11 protein-coding genes are annotated in these 16,215 nt (G+C 69.4%); all 11 read left to right on the forward strand.

Features of this window, described 5'->3' with window-relative positions:
• The 11 genes from GTY96_RS21515 to GTY96_RS21565 all read left to right on the forward strand — a co-directional run bounded on the left by GTY96_RS21515 (nt 1) and on the right by GTY96_RS21565 (nt 16,207).
• Nucleotides 1-585: a type IV pilus inner membrane component PilO gene (locus GTY96_RS21515; RefSeq protein ID WP_143900106.1), complete on the forward strand. Its 585-nt coding sequence runs from the start codon at nt 1-3 to the stop codon at nt 583-585.
• A 44-nt stretch (nt 586-629) separates the two neighbouring features.
• Nucleotides 630-1,193 (forward strand): pilus assembly protein PilP, encoded by a 564-nt coding sequence (locus GTY96_RS21520; RefSeq protein WP_186001845.1) that lies wholly within the window; start codon nt 630-632, stop codon nt 1,191-1,193.
• Nucleotides 1,194-1,251: 58 nt separating this feature from the next.
• Nucleotides 1,252-4,044, forward strand: a complete 2,793-nt coding sequence (gene pilQ, locus GTY96_RS21525) for a type IV pilus secretin PilQ (protein ID WP_161665651.1) — start codon at nt 1,252-1,254, stop codon at nt 4,042-4,044.
• A gap of 32 nt (nt 4,045-4,076) precedes the next feature.
• The gene (locus GTY96_RS21530) at nt 4,077-4,733 is read left to right on the forward strand and encodes a hypothetical protein (RefSeq protein ID WP_161665652.1); all 657 of its coding nucleotides are present in this window, start codon (nt 4,077-4,079) and stop codon (nt 4,731-4,733) included.
• Nucleotides 4,734-4,765: 32 nt separating this feature from the next.
• Nucleotides 4,766-5,128 carry a roadblock/LC7 domain-containing protein gene (locus tag GTY96_RS21535; RefSeq protein WP_143900098.1) on the forward strand — a complete coding sequence of 121 codons (363 nt, stop codon included), beginning with the start codon at nt 4,766-4,768 and terminating at the stop codon, nt 5,126-5,128.
• Between the two features lie 151 nt (nt 5,129-5,279).
• Entirely contained in the window at nt 5,280-5,861 is a 582-nt protein-coding gene (gene efp / locus GTY96_RS21540; protein WP_120602972.1) for an elongation factor P, read from the forward strand.
• 39 nt (nt 5,862-5,900) lie between these two features.
• Nucleotides 5,901-6,488: an acetyl-CoA carboxylase biotin carboxyl carrier protein gene (gene accB / locus GTY96_RS21545; RefSeq protein WP_143900096.1), complete on the forward strand. Its 588-nt coding sequence runs from the start codon at nt 5,901-5,903 to the stop codon at nt 6,486-6,488.
• 73 nt (nt 6,489-6,561) lie between these two features.
• On the forward strand, nt 6,562-7,947 hold the full coding sequence (gene accC / locus GTY96_RS21550) for an acetyl-CoA carboxylase biotin carboxylase subunit (protein WP_143900094.1): 1,386 nt from the start codon (nt 6,562-6,564) through the stop codon (nt 7,945-7,947).
• A gap of 192 nt (nt 7,948-8,139) precedes the next feature.
• Nucleotides 8,140-11,313, forward strand: a complete 3,174-nt coding sequence (gene sgmX / locus GTY96_RS21555; protein ID WP_161665653.1) for a type IV pili formation protein SgmX — start codon at nt 8,140-8,142, stop codon at nt 11,311-11,313.
• Nucleotides 11,314-11,340: 27 nt separating this feature from the next.
• Complete coding sequence (locus GTY96_RS21560; protein ID WP_143900091.1) at nt 11,341-12,282, forward strand: ExeA family protein; 942 nt, start codon at nt 11,341-11,343, stop codon at nt 12,280-12,282.
• A gap of 49 nt (nt 12,283-12,331) precedes the next feature.
• Nucleotides 12,332-16,207 (forward strand): translocation/assembly module TamB domain-containing protein, encoded by a 3,876-nt coding sequence (locus GTY96_RS21565; RefSeq protein ID WP_201756285.1) that lies wholly within the window; start codon nt 12,332-12,334, stop codon nt 16,205-16,207.
• Nucleotides 16,208-16,215 lie beyond the last annotated feature (8 nt).

Genomic DNA, 16,215 nt, shown 5'->3' on the forward strand with positions numbered 1-16,215 from the left:
ATGGACAAATACCTGGATCAACTCGCGAAGGCCCCCCCCGCGGCGAAGTTCGGCGGGCTCGCGGCCATCGTCGTCCTCCTGACCGTGGCCAACTTCTTCCTGGCCATCCAGCCCACGGACGAGGACATCGCCCGTCGAGGCGCGGAGCGCCGGAAGCTGGACCTGGAGCTCGCGGAGAAGAGCGAGATCGCCCAGAACCTCAACGAGCGCCGCCGCGAGATGGACGTGTTGGAGCAGAAGCTGGCGGAGGCCCTCACGGAGCTTCCGGAGCGGCGCGACATGGAAGAGCTGCTCGCGCAGATCAACGACATCGGCAAGAAGTCCGGCCTGGAGATCTCCCGCGTGGAGCCCGACAAGGAGTTCGTCCAGAGCGGCGAGTTCTTCGCGCGCATCCCCATCAAGATGACGGTGAGCGGCAACTACCATGAGATCGCCATGTTCCTGCAGGAGATGGCGAACATGCGCCGCATCGTGAACGTCAACAACATCAAGCTCGATGGCGCGGCCCTGAAGAACGAGAAGGTCGTCCTCCAGAGCAGCTTCCTGGCGACGACGTTCCGTTTCATCGAGACGAAGAAAAACTAGAAACTTGATCCGCCCGGCAACTGGGGCGACAAGGGATGACGCGGATGAAGACGTTCAAATCCACGATGACCGCCGCGGTGCTTGCGCTGACGTTGTCTGCCTGTGAGGAGACCCCCAAGGCCAGCCCCGCTCCCGCTCCCCCCAAGGTCGCTGCCCCCGCGGCGGCCCCGGTGGAGGAGAAGACCGAGGCGTCGGCGGCGCCAGCGTTCGTCTACACGTACAGCCCGGTGGGCAAGCGGGATCCGTTCCGCAGTCCGCTGGAGGAGCTGGGGCCGGTGGCGCGTGACGCACCGGAGCGGGCATGCAACGAGCCCCTGTGCGTGTTCGACCTCGACCAGCTCAAGCTGGTGGCGGTCGTGACGGGGGATGCCAGTCCGCTGGCGATGGTCGAGGATCCGCTGGGCCGCGGCCACATCGTCCGACGCAACACCCGCGTGGGGCGTCAGGGCGGCAAGGTGACACAGATTCTCCGGGACTCGGTCACCGTCACCGAGGTCTTCACGGGAGCCAAGGGCGAGCTCATCAGCAATCCGGTGAGTCTGCAGCTCAAGGCGGATGGCGTGAAGGACCCCGCCTACAACCTGATGACGGGCAAGAACTGGGAGTAGCGCCCCACGGCGCGCCCGCGGGCAGTCGCAGCCCGCTTCCAACTTGTTGAGGGGACGCATGCTCGAGCAGAGCGCTGTGACGAGGGGCAAGTGGATCATGGCGACCGCATGGGCGGTCGTCCTGGCAAGCGCCAAGGTGTACGGCGCGGATCTCAATACGCTGAAGGACCTGCAGGTGTCCCGGACGGGAGCCGGTGCGCAGGTCGTGGTGACCGGGAACCGGCCGCCCACCTTCACCGTCTTCAGGCTCAGTGGGCCGGAGCGGCTGGTGGTGGACCTGTCGTCCGCGGATGCCACCGGCATCAAGGGGCACCATGACGGCACCGGTCCGGTGTCCGGCGTGGTGGCCGCTCAGTTCTCCGACGCGAGGGCCAGCGTGGGCCGCGTGCTGGTGGCGCTCGATCAGGCCTCTCAGTACGACGTGCGCGCGGAAGGCAACCGCGTCGTCATCTCCGTGGACGGTTCGCCGGTGGCCCCCGCCGCCGCGGTCGCCCAGGCCCCCGCCGAGCCGAAGCCGGCGGAGCCCGTCGCCACGCCGAAGCCCGCGCCCGCCCCGGTGGTCGCCGCCGCGGCGGTGAAGGCCGCCCCCGTGGCCGCCCCGGCCCCGGTCGAGGCGATGGTCGCCGTGGTGCCGGAGGAGGGTGCCTCCTCCAAGTCCGCCGCGTCCCAGACCCCGGGCCGCGAGAACGTGGTCGCCACGGAGGCGGATGAGCGCGAGGTGGCCCACCCGGCCCAGCGCATCACCCGGCTGTCCCTGGACGGCGACGCCCTGCGCGTGGGCGCCGACGGCGACATCGCTCGCTACGAGGTCCTGGAGCTGGTGGATCCGCCTCGCCTGGCCGTGGACGTTTACGGTGTGGGCCTGAGCGCGAAGGCCCCCAAGGTTAAGGGCAACCTGCTCAAGGATGTGCGCGTGGGCGCCCATGAGGACAAGGTGCGCCTGGTCCTGGTTGCGAAGGGCGACATGCCCGCCTACCGCGTGGACCGCTCCGACCGTGGCCTGGAGGTGGTGCTGGGCGGCGCGGTGGCGCGCAAGCCGAAGCCCTCCCAGCCCCGCGACGCGGTGGCGGAGACCGAACCGCTGCGCCCGCAGCCGCTGCCGGCGCAGGAGGCGGCGAAGCCTGCCGCGGCCCCGTCCGCCCCGCAGCTCGCGGTGGTGGAGGTCAAGGACCTGTCCTTCGACGAGAGCCCCTCGGGTGGCCGTGTGCAGCTGAAGCTGTCCGGCGCGACCGCGTGGAAGGTGGACCGCCCGGATCCTCGCAGCGCGGTGCTGACGCTGGAGAACGCGCGGCTGCCCAAGAAGCTGGAGCGCAGCCTGGACACCAGCGCGCTGGACACGCCGGTGAAGATGATCAGCGCCTTCAGCGTGCCGGGTGAGGGCCGCAAGGTGCGCCTGGTGGTCGCCGCCGACGGCGCCATCGAGGAGAACGTCACCCAGGGCGCCAACAGCCTGAGCTGGCGGCTGGACGTGCAGGGCGTGAAGACGGAGGAGGTGGCTCTCACGCAGCGCACCGCCGGCTTCACCGCGGAGGCCCCGGCGTACGCGGCGGAGGGCGCGCCCCAGCAGGCGCGCTACCGTGGCAAGCGCGTGTCCTTCGAGTTCAAGGACATCGACATCCAGAACCTGCTGCGCGTCATCGCGGAGATCTCCAAGCGCAACATCGTCGTGGCCGACGACGTGTCGGGCCGCGTGACCATCCGCCTGCGCAACGTGCCCTGGGACCAGGCGCTGGACCTCATCCTGCGCACCAAGCAGCTGGGTCAGGAGCAGGTGGGCAACATCATCCGCATCGCGCCCCTGAAGACCCTGGAAGAGGAGGCGCGGCTGCGCCAGGAGCGCAAGAAGTCGCTGCAGCAGCAGGAGGACCTGCTGGTCAGCCTGGTGCCGGTGAACTACGCGGTGGCCGCGGACATGTCGTCGCGGGTCAAGGACGTGCTCAGCGACCGTGGCTCGGTGACGGTGGACACGCGCACCAACGTGCTCATCGTGAAGGACATCCGCTCCAACACGGAGAAGGCGCGCGCCCTGGTGCGCAGCCTGGACACGCAGACGCCGCAGGTGCTCATCGAGAGCCGCATCGTGGAGGCGAGCACTACCTTCAGCCGCGCCCTGGGCGTGCAGTGGGGCGGGCAGGCTCGCTTGTCGCAAGCGTCCGGCAACCCCACCGGCCTCATCTTCCCCAGCACCGTCGGCGTGACCGGCGGCGCGTCTGGCTCCGCGCCGGGTGTGCCGACCGCGCCCAACTTCGCGGTGAACCTGCCGGCGGCCGTGGGTGAAGGCCTCGGTGGCGCCATGGGCTTCGCCTTCGGCTCCGCGGGCGGCGCCCTGCAGCTCAACCTGCGCCTGTCCGCGGCGGAGACGGAGGGCACGGTGAAGACCATCTCGTCGCCCAAGGTCACGACGCTCGACAACAACACGGCCCGCATCAGCCAGGGTCTGTCCATCCCGTTCAGCCAGACGTCTGCCGGCGGTGTGAACACGACCTTCGTCGAAGCGCGCCTGTCCCTGGAAGTCACGCCGCACATCACCCAGGACGGCAGCATCCTCATGTCCATCGCGGCGCAGAACAACCAGCCGGATCCGTCCAACACGGGCGCGAATGGTCAGCCGTCCATCCAGCGCAAGGAGGCCAACACCCAGGTCCTGGTGAAGGATGGCGATACCACCGTCATCGGTGGCATCTACGTGCGCCGGGGCAGCACCTCGCGTGACTCGGTGCCCTTCCTGTCGCGGATCCCCGTGCTGGGCTTCTTCTTCAAGAGCACTTTGGAGACGGATGAGCGTCAGGAACTGCTCATCTTCATCACGCCCCGTATCCTCAACCGGCAGACCATCGCGCAGAGCCTCTAGGCTCGGCGCCCTGATTGGGAGACCCCATTCCAATGAAGCCCTTCTTCGCTGCCGCGACCCTGGCGCTGGGTCTGTGCTCGTGCTCTGAAAGCGCCAACGTCGTCCAGATCCTCCAGACCATCCAGCCGAGCGATGCCTGCGCCTTCACCGCCACGGCTCCCGGCATTGCGAGTGGCTCGCTCAACCTCCAGTTCAGGAGTTCCTATCTGGTCGGGCTCGTCGTCCGGTCGGCCTACACCAACACGCCCATCGACGTGAACGGCGTCCCGCTGGATCCAGGGGGGGACGTCGGTGGTTCCGCCACTGCCTTCGTGGAAACGCTGAAGCTTTCCTACGCTTCGACGCCCAGCGTCTCCATCCCCGACCAGGAAGTTCCCTACGCGGCGGCGCTCAACCCGGGATCGGATGAGAACCTGCTGCTGGCAAACTTGATGACCACGGATGCCGCGCAGGCCCTGGCCGCGGCGACCGCGGGAGGCACGACGGTCCAGGTGCTCGTCACGGCGCAGCTCACGGGCAAGTACGCGTCAGGCAAGAAGTCGTTCGAGTCCAACGAACTCGTCTACGGCATCGACGTCTCCCAGCGGGCCGTGGCCATTCCCGCCTGCGCGGTTGGAACGGCTCCCACGCCCGTGGCCCCTTGCGGGTCGCTGGGTGGACAGGACGGCCAGTACCCCACGTGTCTGTAGCGCTCGGGCGCTGATGCCCGGCCGGGATGACCATGTCCTTTCGCACGCACCTTGAAGCGGTGGTGAACCAGGTGGACGGAGCCCTCGCGTGCAGCGTGATGGGCTTCGACGGCATCTCCGTGGACACGTTCCAGAAGGACGAGGCCACGGAGCTGGACGTCTCCGGCACCTGGGTGGAGTACGCCAACCTGCTCACGCAGCTGAAGAACGCGGCCGAGTCGCTGAAGACGGGCACCGTCACCGAGGTGAGTGTCAACAGCGAGAAGGTTCTCACCGTGATGCGCCTGCTGACGCCGGACTACTTCCTGGTGCTGGCCCTGCGCGCGGACGGGAACTTCGGCAAGGGGCGCTACGTCCTGCGCGTCACCGCGCCACAGGTGAAGGCGGAGCTGTAGCCTCGCGCGCCCGCCCGGGCAGGGGCTTGTCGAGCCTGCCCGGCGACGCAGCGTGCCGCCTGTTTCCCCTTTGCAGGAAACAGGGCATGGGCTAGACACCCCCGACTTTCGTCTTTACGTCAGTCAGGTCAGGCTGAAGGAGTCGGTCCCCATGGCCGGTTTTGTCGACACGTCCGAGTTCCGCAATGGTTTGAAGATCGAGATCGACGGCGAGCCGTTCGTGATCGAGTACTTCCAGCACGTCAAGCCGGGCAAGGGCTCCGCGTTCGTGCGGACCAAGATTCGCAGCCTGCTCAGCGGTCGCATGCTGGAGCCCACCATGAAGTCCGGCGACAAGGTGGGCATCCCCGACATCGAGCAGAAGGACATGGAGTACCTCTACTCGTCCGGCGACGAGTACTACTTCATGGAGAAGAAGACCTTCGAGCAGACCTTCATCACGGAGAAGGTCCTGGGCGAGGCGAAGAACTTCCTCAAGGAGAACACCCCGGTGGAAGTCCTCTACTGGAATGGCAAGGCCATCTCCGTGGGGTTGCCGAACTCCGTGGACCTCAAGGTCACCAAGTGCGACCCGGGCGTGCGCGGCGACACCGTGTCCGGCGCGATGAAGCCCGCGACGATGGAGACCGGCTTCACGGTCAACGTTCCCCTGTTCATCAACGAGGGTGACGTGCTGAAGATCGACACGCGTGAAGGTGGCAAGTACCTCACCCGCGTGGCCACCGCGGGCTAGAGCCGTCCCCTTCACCTGGCGACTCCTGGAGGGGTCTGAATGGCAACGAAGCGCAAGGCAACCCGGCCGGCTGAGTCCTCGGGAGCGGCTTCCGGGCGAGACTCGGGAACCACGTCCCTGGACGTGGAGGCCCTCCGGCAGATCGTCGAAATCCTGGAGGCCTCGGACGTCACCCGCCTGGTGTGGACGCGGGGCCCGGAGAAGCTCTACATCCGCCGTGGTCACGCGCCGGAGACGACCATCGTGCACCACACGGCGCCTTCCGGCCCCGGGGTGACGGTGTCGCCGCCGGTCGAGTACGCCGCCCCCGTCGCGCAACGTGCGGTCCCCGCCGTGGCGTCCGCGGCTCCCGCCGCCGCGCAGGCGGAGAAGCCCGCGGAGAAGCCGGGTCACCTGGTGACGAGCCCCTTCGTGGGGACGTTCTACCGGACCCCCGCGCCCGACCAGCCCGCGTTCGTGGACGTGGGCACGGTGGTGCGCAAGGGGCAGGTGCTCTGCATCGTCGAAGCGATGAAGTTGATGAATGAAATCGAGTCCGAGGTCTCCGGCAAGATCGCCGAGGTCCTCGTGGAGAACGGTCGCCCGGTGGAGTTCGGCCAGGCGCTGTTCCGCATCGAGCCGGCCTGAGTCACCTCGCAAGGCGCGTCCGGTCCATTCCCTGGACGGGACGCGCCCCAGGCCCTCGCGAAGGAGCACGGCCGTGTTCAAGAAGGTACTGGTCGCCAACCGCGGGGAGATCGCCCTTCGGGTCATCCGCGCATGCCGTGAACTGGGTATCGCCACCGTGGCGGTGCACTCCACCGCCGACGCCAACGCGCTGCACGTGCGCTTCGCGGACGAGGCGGTCTGCATCGGGCCGCCCCCGTCCAAGGAGAGCTACCTCAACGTGCCGCAGCTGCTCTCCGCGGCGGAGATCACCCGCGCGGACGCCATCCACCCGGGCTACGGCTTCCTGTCGGAGAACGCCGAGTTCGCGGAGGTTTGCGAGAACTGCAAGATCCGCTTCATCGGGCCGCGTCCGGAGATGCTGCGGCTGATGGGCAACAAGGTGCGCGCGCGCGCCGCGGCCCGCGAGGCGGGCATGCCGCTCTTGCCCGGCAGCCCCGGCACGGTGAAGGATCCGCGCGAGGCGGAGGCGTTCGCCAAGGAGATTGGCTTCCCGGTCATCCTCAAGGCGGCGGCGGGGGGTGGCGGCAAGGGCATGAAGATCGTCCGCGAGCCGGGTGTGCTCGCGCAGGCGTTCTCCACCGCGCAGGCGGAGGCCCTGGCCAGCTTCTCCAACGGCGACCTCTACATCGAGCGGTACGTGGAGAAGCCGCGCCACATCGAGATTCAGATCGTCGCGGACGAGCACGGGAACATCATCCACCTCAACGAGCGTGAGTGTTCGGTGCAGCGCCGGCACCAGAAGCTCATCGAGGAGAGCCCGTCCCCCGCGCTCACGCCGGAGCTTCGCCAGCGCATGGGCGAGGTGTCCGTCGCCGCGATGAAGAAGCTCCGTTACAACAACGTGGGCACCATCGAGTACCTGCTCGACGAGCGCGGCGAGTTCTACTTCATGGAGATGAACACGCGCATCCAGGTGGAGCACCCCGTGACGGAGCTGGTCATGGGCGTGGACTTGGTGCGCGAGCAGATCCGCATGGCCTATGGACACCCGCTGCGCTTCAAGCAGGAGGACGTCCAGATCCGCGGGCACGCCATCGAGTGCCGGGTGAACGCGGAGGATCCCGTCACCTTCGCGCCGTGGCCGGGGAAGATCACCGGCTACAGCGTGCCGGGTGGTTACGGCGTGCGCGTGGATTCCGCCGCGTATGAGAACTACACGGTGCTGCCGTACTACGACAGCCTGCTGTCGAAGCTCATCGTGCACGCGGAGGACCGCGAGACGGCCATCCGCCGCATGCAGCGCGCGCTCTCCGAGTACGTGGTGGAGGGCATCCGCACCAACATCCCCTTCCACCGGGCGGCGTTGGCGGAGGAGTCGTTCCAGGAGGGCAACTACGACACGCGGTTCGTGGAGCGCCTGCTGGCGAGCGAGACCGGTTCCCGCCGGCTGAAGAAGGCCGTGGAAGAGACGCCGTAGCGCTGTCGGCCGAAGTCGTGGAAAGCCCGCTGGGCGGACGAGCGTCCAAGCGGGTGATCCAGCCCCAGGGGAGGGCAGGCTGTTTCTTGACCCGCATCGGAGGATTCCGTTAGCCTCCGAACCTCCCCCACAGAGAAGGACTGAAACCCGCGAAGTTCCTCGGGGTTTCTGCCTGCCGGAAGCGCACGCTCGATGGACAAGAACAAGATCATCGAAGCCGCCGCGAAGCTGGTCGCGAAGGGCGCGTACGACAAAGCCATCAAGGAGTACCAGAAGGTCCTGGAGGTCGACCCGAAGGACATCCGGGTCCTCCAGAAGATGGGGGAGCTGTACCAGAAGAAGAATGACAACGCGCAGGCGGCGCACTTCTTCACCAAGGTCGCGGAGAGCTACTCCTCGGACGGCTTCTTCCTCAAGGCCGTCGCCCTCTACAAGCAGGTCCTCAAGCTCAACCCGAACCTGCTCGAGGTGAACCTCAAGCTGGCGGAGCTGCACCAGCAGCTGGGGTTGATGTCGGAGGCGATGGCGTACTTCCAGATCGTCGCCAATCACTACGACAAGGCGGGCGACACCAAGTCGAGCCTCGACACCCTCAAGAAGATGGTGGATCTCGACCCGGAGAACGTGGCGTCGAAGATCAAGCTCGCGGAGCTGTACGCGCGCGAGAACATGACGAAGGAGGCGGCGCAGGAGTTCAAGCGCGCCGCGGAGTACCTGAAGCGCAACAGCCGCGCGGACGACTGGCTCCGCGTCGCGGAGCGCCTCTCCGCGCTGGAGCCTGAGAACCTGCAGCTCGCGAAGGAGCTGGCGGCGTCGTACCTGCAGCGCGGCGACCAGAAGCGCGCGCTCGCCAAGCTCCAGGTGTGCTTCAAGGCGGATGGCCGCGACGTGGAGACGCTGACGCTGCTGGCCCAGGCGTTCCAGGGGCTGGGCCAAGTCTCCAAGACGGTGTCCGTCTACAAGGAGCTCGCGAAGATCCACCAGGAGCGCGGCCGCACCGCCGAGTCCGACGGGGTGTGGACGCAGATTGAGCTGTTGGATCCGCAGGACCCGGATCTGCTCGCGCGCCGGGGGCCCGTCGCCGAACCGGAGCCCGAGCCCGCGCCGATGGCCGCGGAGCCGCATGAGGAGGCGCCCGCGTGGAGCGCTCCCGCCGCCGCGGCAGCGCCGTCCCGTCCCGCGCCCGCCGCGCCGCCCGCGGCCGTGGTACCGGCCGCGCCCGCGGGGATGAGCCGCGAGCAACTGGCCAAGCTGCTCACGGAGACGGACGTCTACGTGAAGTACGGGCTCCACGACAAAGCGCTCGAACACCTCCGCAAGGTGTTCTCGGTGGATCCGGAGAACCTGGACGCGCACGAGAAGGCGTACCACATCTACGTGGCCGCCAATAACGACGCGCAGGCGTCCGAGCAGCTGCTCAACGTGCTGCGCCTGTGCACGCGTCGCGCGGACGTGCAGCGCGCGCAGCCGTACCTGGCGACCATCCTCCAGGAGAACCCGGCGCATCCCGAGGTGCCCGCCTTCCTGTCCGTGCTGCGCGCGGTCGGGGGCATGGTGGCGCCGGTGGCGACGCCGGGCGTGGAGTCGCTGGAGGAGGACGCCATCCTGGTGGACTCCAACGAGGATGAGATCCTCGTCGCGGAGCCACCGGACGACGCGCTCGCGCAGCCCGAAGGCGACGAGCTGGCGCTGGCGGCGCTGAGCCACGGCACGGACTCGGACGAGATCGTCGACGACGAGGTCGCGGAGGCCACGCTCAGCGGCGAGGAAGCGGTGATGGGCGAGCCCATCAGCTCCTCCGAGAACACCGTCTACGACCTGCCCCCGCAGGATGACCTGGTGACGGGGTCCGACGAGGACTCGCTGGTGCTGGCGGACGAGCCGGGCCTGGACGGCGCCGGTCTGGACGACGAGCCGCTGGTCGCCCCGGACGACTCGCTGGCGTACCCGGCGGACTCCTTCGGGGACACGGGCGGCGACGAGCCCATGGTGCTCGCGGATGACGCGGGCGGCATGTCGCTGGGCGACGAGGACGAGCCGTCACCCACGCGCGTGCTGTCTCCGTCGCGGGCGCTGCTGGATGAAGCCGCGCCGGATACGCGGCAGCTGCCGACCCTGGGCGGGGGCGACGACGAGTCGCTTGGCGATGCCGGCATGGGGCTGGGCGAGGACGATGACGCGCCCACGCGTGTGGGCCTCGCGCCCCTGGACGTGTCCTCGCTGGACGACGCCGGGCTGGACGAGGAGTTCGCGCCCCCGGAGGACGCCCCGTACTCGGGCGGCATGGGGCTGGGCGACGAGGACGACGACGAGCCCACCGCCGCGCATCTGGTGCTCGCGCCGCTGGAGGGCCTGTCCTACGACGAGCCGGAGCCGGAGCCCGAGGCGCTGGCGGACGCGCCGGAACCCGAGCCGGAGCCGGAGCCCGAGGCGCTGGCGGACGCGCCGGAGCCCGAGGCCGAACCCGAGGAGGAGCCCGCCGCCGAGGAGTGCGACGAGGCGTCGTTCTTCCTGGACCAGGGGCTGCTGGAAGAGGCGCGGGAGATCCTGGAGACGGTGGTCATCGCGTTCCCGGGCCACGTGCGCGCCGGGGAGTTGATGGCGCGCCTGGAGGAGATGGAGGCCGGCGGTGGCGCGGCCCCCGAGGACGACGCTCCTTCGGAGCCCGTGTCGGTGCCCTCCGTGCAGCCGGTGACGGAGGCGTCGCTCGACGACGGCGGTGGCGGTGACGCGTTCGACCTCGCGGCGCAGCTGGCTGGCGAGCTGGACGACCTGGGCGGCGAGTCGCTGGCGGCGGTGCCCCCTGCCGAGGAGGACTTCCAGTACTCGGTGGACGAGGTCTTCGCCGAGTTCAAGAAGGGCCTGGCCAAGGTGGTGAAGCCCGAGGACGTGGACACGCACTACGACCTGGGCATCGCGTACAAGGAAATGGGCCTGCTGGACGACGCCGTCCACGAGTTCGACGTGGCCCGCCAGGGCTGCGTGGGCACTGCGCGCGAGCTGGACTGCCTGACGATGATTGGCATGCTGCACACACTGCGCGGCCGTCCGGACGAATCCGTGCAGGTGTTCAAGGAAGGGCTTTCCAACGCGCTCGCGGTGGGCGAGGTGGCCAAGGCGCTGGGCTTCGAGCTGGCGAGCGCCTACGACGCGCTCAACGAGCCGGGCAAGGCGCTCTTCCACTTCCAGCGTGTGGCCTCCATGGACGCGAAGTACCGCGACGTGGGGTCGCAGGTGACGCGGCTGTCGGCGGTGACCGCGCCGGAAGAGGACCCGCTGCCCCGTGCCGGAGGCAAGGCCCCCGTCACGCCCGCACCGGTTCCCGCGGCAGGCGCGCCGAAGGCTCGTAAAGTAGGGTACGTGTAGCGCGTCCCCGCGAGGCCCGGCGAGCCCATGACGACCTACCTCGATTTCTTCGAACTCACCCAGGAGCCGTTCTCCAACGCTCCGGTGAGCCGCTTCTATTACAACTCCGCGCAGCACTCGCAGGCCCTCACCCGGCTGATGCACGCCGTGGGCTACATGAAGGGCCTGTCCATCCTCGTGGGCGACATCGGCGCGGGGAAGACGACGCTCGCGCGGCGCATGCTCGACTCGCTGCCAGAGTCCGAGTACGAGGCCGCGCTGCTCGTCATCATCCACTCGGGCATCACCGCCCAGTGGCTGCTGCGCCGCATCGCGCTCCAGCTGGGGGTGGAGAACCCCGCGCAGGAGAAGCTGGCGCTCCTGTCCCAGCTCTACCAGCGCCTGCTGCAAATCTATGAGTCCGGCAAGAAGGCCGTCGTCCTCATCGACGAGGCGCAGATGCTGGAGACGCGGGAGATCATGGAGGAGTTCCGGGGGCTGCTGAACCTGGAGGTCCCCGAGCGCAAGCTCATCTCCTTCGTCTTCTTCGGCCTGCCGGAGATTGAAAAGAACCTGAAGCTGGACCCGCCGCTCGCCCAGCGCGTGGCCCTCCGCTACAAGCTGGAGCCCTTCACGGCGGAGTCCACCGAGGCGTACGTGAAGCACCGGCTGAGGCTCGCCGGCTGCCCGCGCATGCCCTTCACGCCTGAGGCGCTGCTGGCGGTGCACGAGCACTCCGGCGGTACGCCGCGCGTCATCAACACCCTGTGCGACAACGCCCTCTTCGAGGCGTTCCTCGCGCGCCAGGAGTCCATCGACGCGGCGTTGGTGCACCGCATCGGGACGAACCTGGGGCTCCAGGGCGGCTCGGCCGCCTCCCAGGCAGCCGAGCGGGCGAGCGCGCCCGCCACGTCGCTGCCCCGGACGGCGAACACGAAAATCGACCTGGCGGAGATCGACCGCTACCTCGAGGGACTCGGTAAGCTCTAGCGGCTTGTCTCCCCCCGGCCGCAACGGTGCGCGCAAGGCGCTCTTGTGGATGCTCCTCGTGGTGTCGGGGAGCATCCTGCTCTTGCGCCAGCCGTTCACCTGGGACGCCGCCTGCACGGCGGCGCGCAGGCACCTGCCGGACCTGCTGGGCGTGGACGTGGGCATTGGCCGGTGCGAGTTGGATCCGCTCGGCTCGCGCGTGGTGCTGCACGGCGTGTCGGTGTTCGCGCCGGGAAGCGATACGCCGCTGTTCGCCGCGGACGAAGCGGAGGTGGGGCTGGGCTTCCTGTCGCCCCTGTCCCGGCGCTTCATGCTGGGCCACGTGCGCGTGCGCCATCCGCGCGTGACGTTGGACCTGTCGCGGCCCTCCACGCGCCCGCCCTCCAAGGACGCGGCGTGCCCGCTCACGCCGCTGGCGCGCGTGGGCGTGGGGCGCATGGACATCACCGGCGCGGAGGTGCGGCTGGCCCTTCCGGAGGGCCGGAGCGTGGAGGTGGAGAACCTCGACGTGGGGTGGGTGGAGCACTGGGGCGTGATGGAGCTGGAGGTGGGCGCCCGGCAGGGGCTGGTGCGCCTGGGCGCGAGCGGCGGCGAGCTGACGCTGGGGCGGCTGGCCTTCACCGGCGCGTTGGATCCGGACGAGGGGCTGCTGGACGTGGAGCGCGCGGAGGTGGCGCTCGACGACATCACCGCCACGGTGTCCGGTCGCGTGGAGACGCTGTGCCACCCGGTGCTCGCGCTGGACGCGCAGGTGTTCCTGCCGCTGCGCACGCTGTCGCAGGCGAAGCTGCTGCCCAGGCCCGCCACCGGGCACCTGTGGACGCGGCTGTCCGTCACCGGGAAGCCCGCCGCGCTGGTGGTGGGCGCGGACCTGTCCGCGAGCAACCTGGCCTATGAGCGCTACGGTCCGCTGAGCCTCAACGCGCGCCTGTCGTACGCGGGGGACCGCGTGCGCGTGGAGTCGCTGGAGGCTCCCGTGGGCGCGGGCAAGGTGAAGCTCTCCGGCTCGCTCCAGCTCAAGCCGGACCTGCCGGTGGAGCTGTCGCTCCAGACGGAGGACGCGTCGTTCGGGCGCATCCTGGAGCGCGCGGGCGTGGCGGGCTCCTGGGTGGACTTCCCCGCGACCGCGACCGCGCACCTCACCGGGACGCTGCTGCCCCGGCCGTCCCTGTCCGGGCCGTTGGATTTGCGCACCGGCCGCTTCGTGCTGGCGACGCGCGCGTTCGACGCGCCGGCGCGCGCGGGCAAGACGCTGCTGACCTTCGAGCGGGGCCGCGCGCAGACGGCGGTGAAGCTCCAGGGGGACCGCGTGTCCTTCACCCGCCTCACGGTGGAGTCCGGCCGCTCGCGCGTGCACGGCGAGGTGACGCTCTACTTCGACACCGCGCGCGGGCTGGACATCCAGGGCAACGGCGAGCTGGAGCTGTCGGACTTCGGCCACATCGCGGAGCTGCCGTGGTCCGGACGCGGCTCGGCGAACTACTCCATCGTGGGGCCGTATTCGGACGTGAAGGTGGACGCGAGCCTGTCCCTGCGCGACTTCGTCTTCTGGGGCTTCGGCCTGGGCGTGACGCAGGCGAAGCTGTCGTATTCGGACGGGCTGCTGTCGTTCCCGTCGCTCACCGGCCAGAAGGGGCGCACGCAGTACTTCGGCAAGGCGGCGCTCACCTTCGCGCGCCTCTTGCACCTGCGCCTGGACGTGAACGTGCCCCAGGGCCGCACCGAGGACCTGGTGGACCTGGTGGCGGGCCTGAGTCCGTCCATCGCCGTCATCCAGGGCCAGTTCGGCGGCGCGGCGTCCGGGCGCGTGGAGATCGACAGCCCGCTGGAGAAGCTGGAGGGGCTGGTGGCCTTCGACTTGCGCGACACCACGTACCTGGGGCGCCGGCTGGGCGCGGGCTCCGCGCGGATGCGCTTCGTGGACGGCAAGGCGATGGTGCTGGAGCGCACCGTGTTGGACGGCCGGCTGGGGCGCACCTGGGCGGAGGGCACCTTCACCTTCGCGGGCGGGCTGGACTACCGCTTCGGCGGCGAGAACCTGTCGCTGGGCGAGGCCGTGGGCCCCGAGACGGCGGAGGAGATGGGCATCCAGGGCACGCTGGCGCTCGCGGGGACGGTGGCGGGCACGGCGGACAAGCCCGACATCCAGGCCACGCTGAAGGGGCCGCGCATCACGTTCGCCTCGCGCGACCTGGGCGCCATGGACCTGGCGCTGCACCAGCAGGGCAAGGCGCTGCGAATCACCGGGCGGCCGTTCCGCGACGCTCAGGGCTCCCTGTCGATGACGGTGAAGGAGCCCTATCTCTTCGAGTCGACGCTCGACCTGATGCTGCCGGAGATCAAGCCGCTGCTGCCGCAGGTCCCGGTGCTGGCCGGCGTCACCGGCATGCTCGCGGGCCGCGTGACGCTCCAGGGCCCGCTGTTGCAGCCCGACGCGTACACGGTGGCGGCCACGGTGCGGGAGCTGTCGCTCGCGCGGGGGGACCTGCGCGGCCGGAACCAGGGCCCGCTCGTGCTGGTGTACGCCGGGGGACGGCTGGACGTGCAGCCCTTCCGCTTCAGCGGCGCGTCCGTGGACGTGACCCTGGGCGGCTGGGTGGGCAAGCGCGGGATGAACATGAGCCTGCGCGAGGGCCGCATGGACGTACGCCTCCTGGAGCCGCTGTTGCCGGGCATGGAGCGCGTGGGCGGCCAGCTGCGCGTGGACGCGGAGGCCACCGGGACCCTGGATGCGCCCTCGGTGGTGGGCACCGCGGAGCTGTCCGACGTGCGGATGTCCATGCGCGACCTGCCGCTCACCGTGCGCGGCATGTCCGGCCGCCTGGAGATGACGGGCCAGCGCGTGCTCCTGGAGCACCTGCAGGCGCAGGTGAACGAGGGGCAGGTGTCCGCGCGCGGCGACATCCGGCTGGAGCGCTTCGTGCCCAAGCGGCTGGCGCTGACGCTGCAACTGGACGCGGTGCCGTACCGGATGACGGAGGACCTGCCGCTCACCGTGTCCGGCCTGCTGCAGGTGGTGGGTCCGCCCACCGGGCCCACCGTCACGGGGGGGCTGGACATCATCAAGCTGCGCTACCAGAAGCCGCTCGACATCGAATCGCTGCTCAAGACGATGCAGAAGAAGCCGCAGCTGGCGGTGGGCGGAGGGGGCGACCGGGCGAGGGACCCGTTCTTCACCTGGGACGTCAACGTGCACTTCGGCGACGTGCGCGTGGACAACAACCTGGCGAAGGCGCGGCTCTTGGGCGACGTGCGGCTCACCGGCACGGACGTGAGGCCGGGGCTGCTGGGCCGCGTGGAGGCGGCGGAGGGCAGCCAGGCGTTCTTCCGCAACAACCTCTTCACCATCGAGCAGGGGCAGCTGGAGTTCCGCGACGCGTCCGGCATCGACCCGGTCTTCGAGGTCCAGGCGCAGACGTCGGTGCGGGAGTTCGTGGTGAAGCTGCACGCGTTCGGCCGGCCGGCCAACCCCCTCATCGTGCTGTCCTCGGAGCCGGTGCTCACGGAGGGTGACATCCTCTCGCTGCTCACACTGGGCGTGACGAGCGCGGACAAGGACACGGCGGCGTCGGCGAGCTACGGTCTGGCCGCGGAGGCCCTCTTCAACGTGTCGGGCCTGGACCGGCAGGTGCGCCGCTTCCTGCCCAGCAACCCTGTTCTCAGGGACTTGTCCCTGCAGATCGCCACCACCTACAACGACGCCACCCGGCAGGCGGAGCCCACCGCACAACTGGAGTCGAAGTTCCTCTCCGAGCAGCTTAAAATCGGCATGACCCAGCCGGTGAGTGGGCGTGGCACCCGGGCACGCGCCGAGTACCGCTTCGACGACCGACTTTCCGCACAGGCCCAGTGGGACAACGAGAACAGCCAGGCGTCGTTCGGAAACCTCGGGCTCGAGCTCAAGCTGGGCTGGGAGGTCGAATAACCGCGCTG

The sequence above is a fragment of the Corallococcus silvisoli genome, from assembly GCF_009909145.1.
Lineage (GTDB): Bacteria > Myxococcota > Myxococcia > Myxococcales > Myxococcaceae > Corallococcus > Corallococcus silvisoli.

Bases quoted from the DNA above. Each gene is read 5' to 3' on its own strand.
- GTY96_RS21565 (WP_201756285.1), top strand. From the start codon at position 12,332: ATGCTCCTCGTGGTGTCGGGGAGCATCCTGCTCTTGCGCCAGCCGTTC.
- GTY96_RS21560 (WP_143900091.1), top strand. From the start codon at position 11,341: ATGACGACCTACCTCGATTTCTTCGAACTCACCCAGGAGCCGTTCTCC.
- efp (WP_120602972.1), top strand. From the start codon at position 5,280: ATGGCCGGTTTTGTCGACACGTCCGAGTTCCGCAATGGTTTGAAGATC.
- GTY96_RS21520 (WP_186001845.1), top strand. From the start codon at position 630: ATGAAGACGTTCAAATCCACGATGACCGCCGCGGTGCTTGCGCTGACG.
- pilQ (WP_161665651.1), top strand. From the start codon at position 1,252: ATGCTCGAGCAGAGCGCTGTGACGAGGGGCAAGTGGATCATGGCGACC.
- GTY96_RS21535 (WP_143900098.1), top strand. From the start codon at position 4,766: ATGTCCTTTCGCACGCACCTTGAAGCGGTGGTGAACCAGGTGGACGGA.
- GTY96_RS21515 (WP_143900106.1), top strand. From the start codon at position 1: ATGGACAAATACCTGGATCAACTCGCGAAGGCCCCCCCCGCGGCGAAG.
- sgmX (WP_161665653.1), top strand. From the start codon at position 8,140: ATGGACAAGAACAAGATCATCGAAGCCGCCGCGAAGCTGGTCGCGAAG.
- GTY96_RS21530 (WP_161665652.1), top strand. From the start codon at position 4,077: ATGAAGCCCTTCTTCGCTGCCGCGACCCTGGCGCTGGGTCTGTGCTCG.
- accB (WP_143900096.1), top strand. From the start codon at position 5,901: ATGGCAACGAAGCGCAAGGCAACCCGGCCGGCTGAGTCCTCGGGAGCG.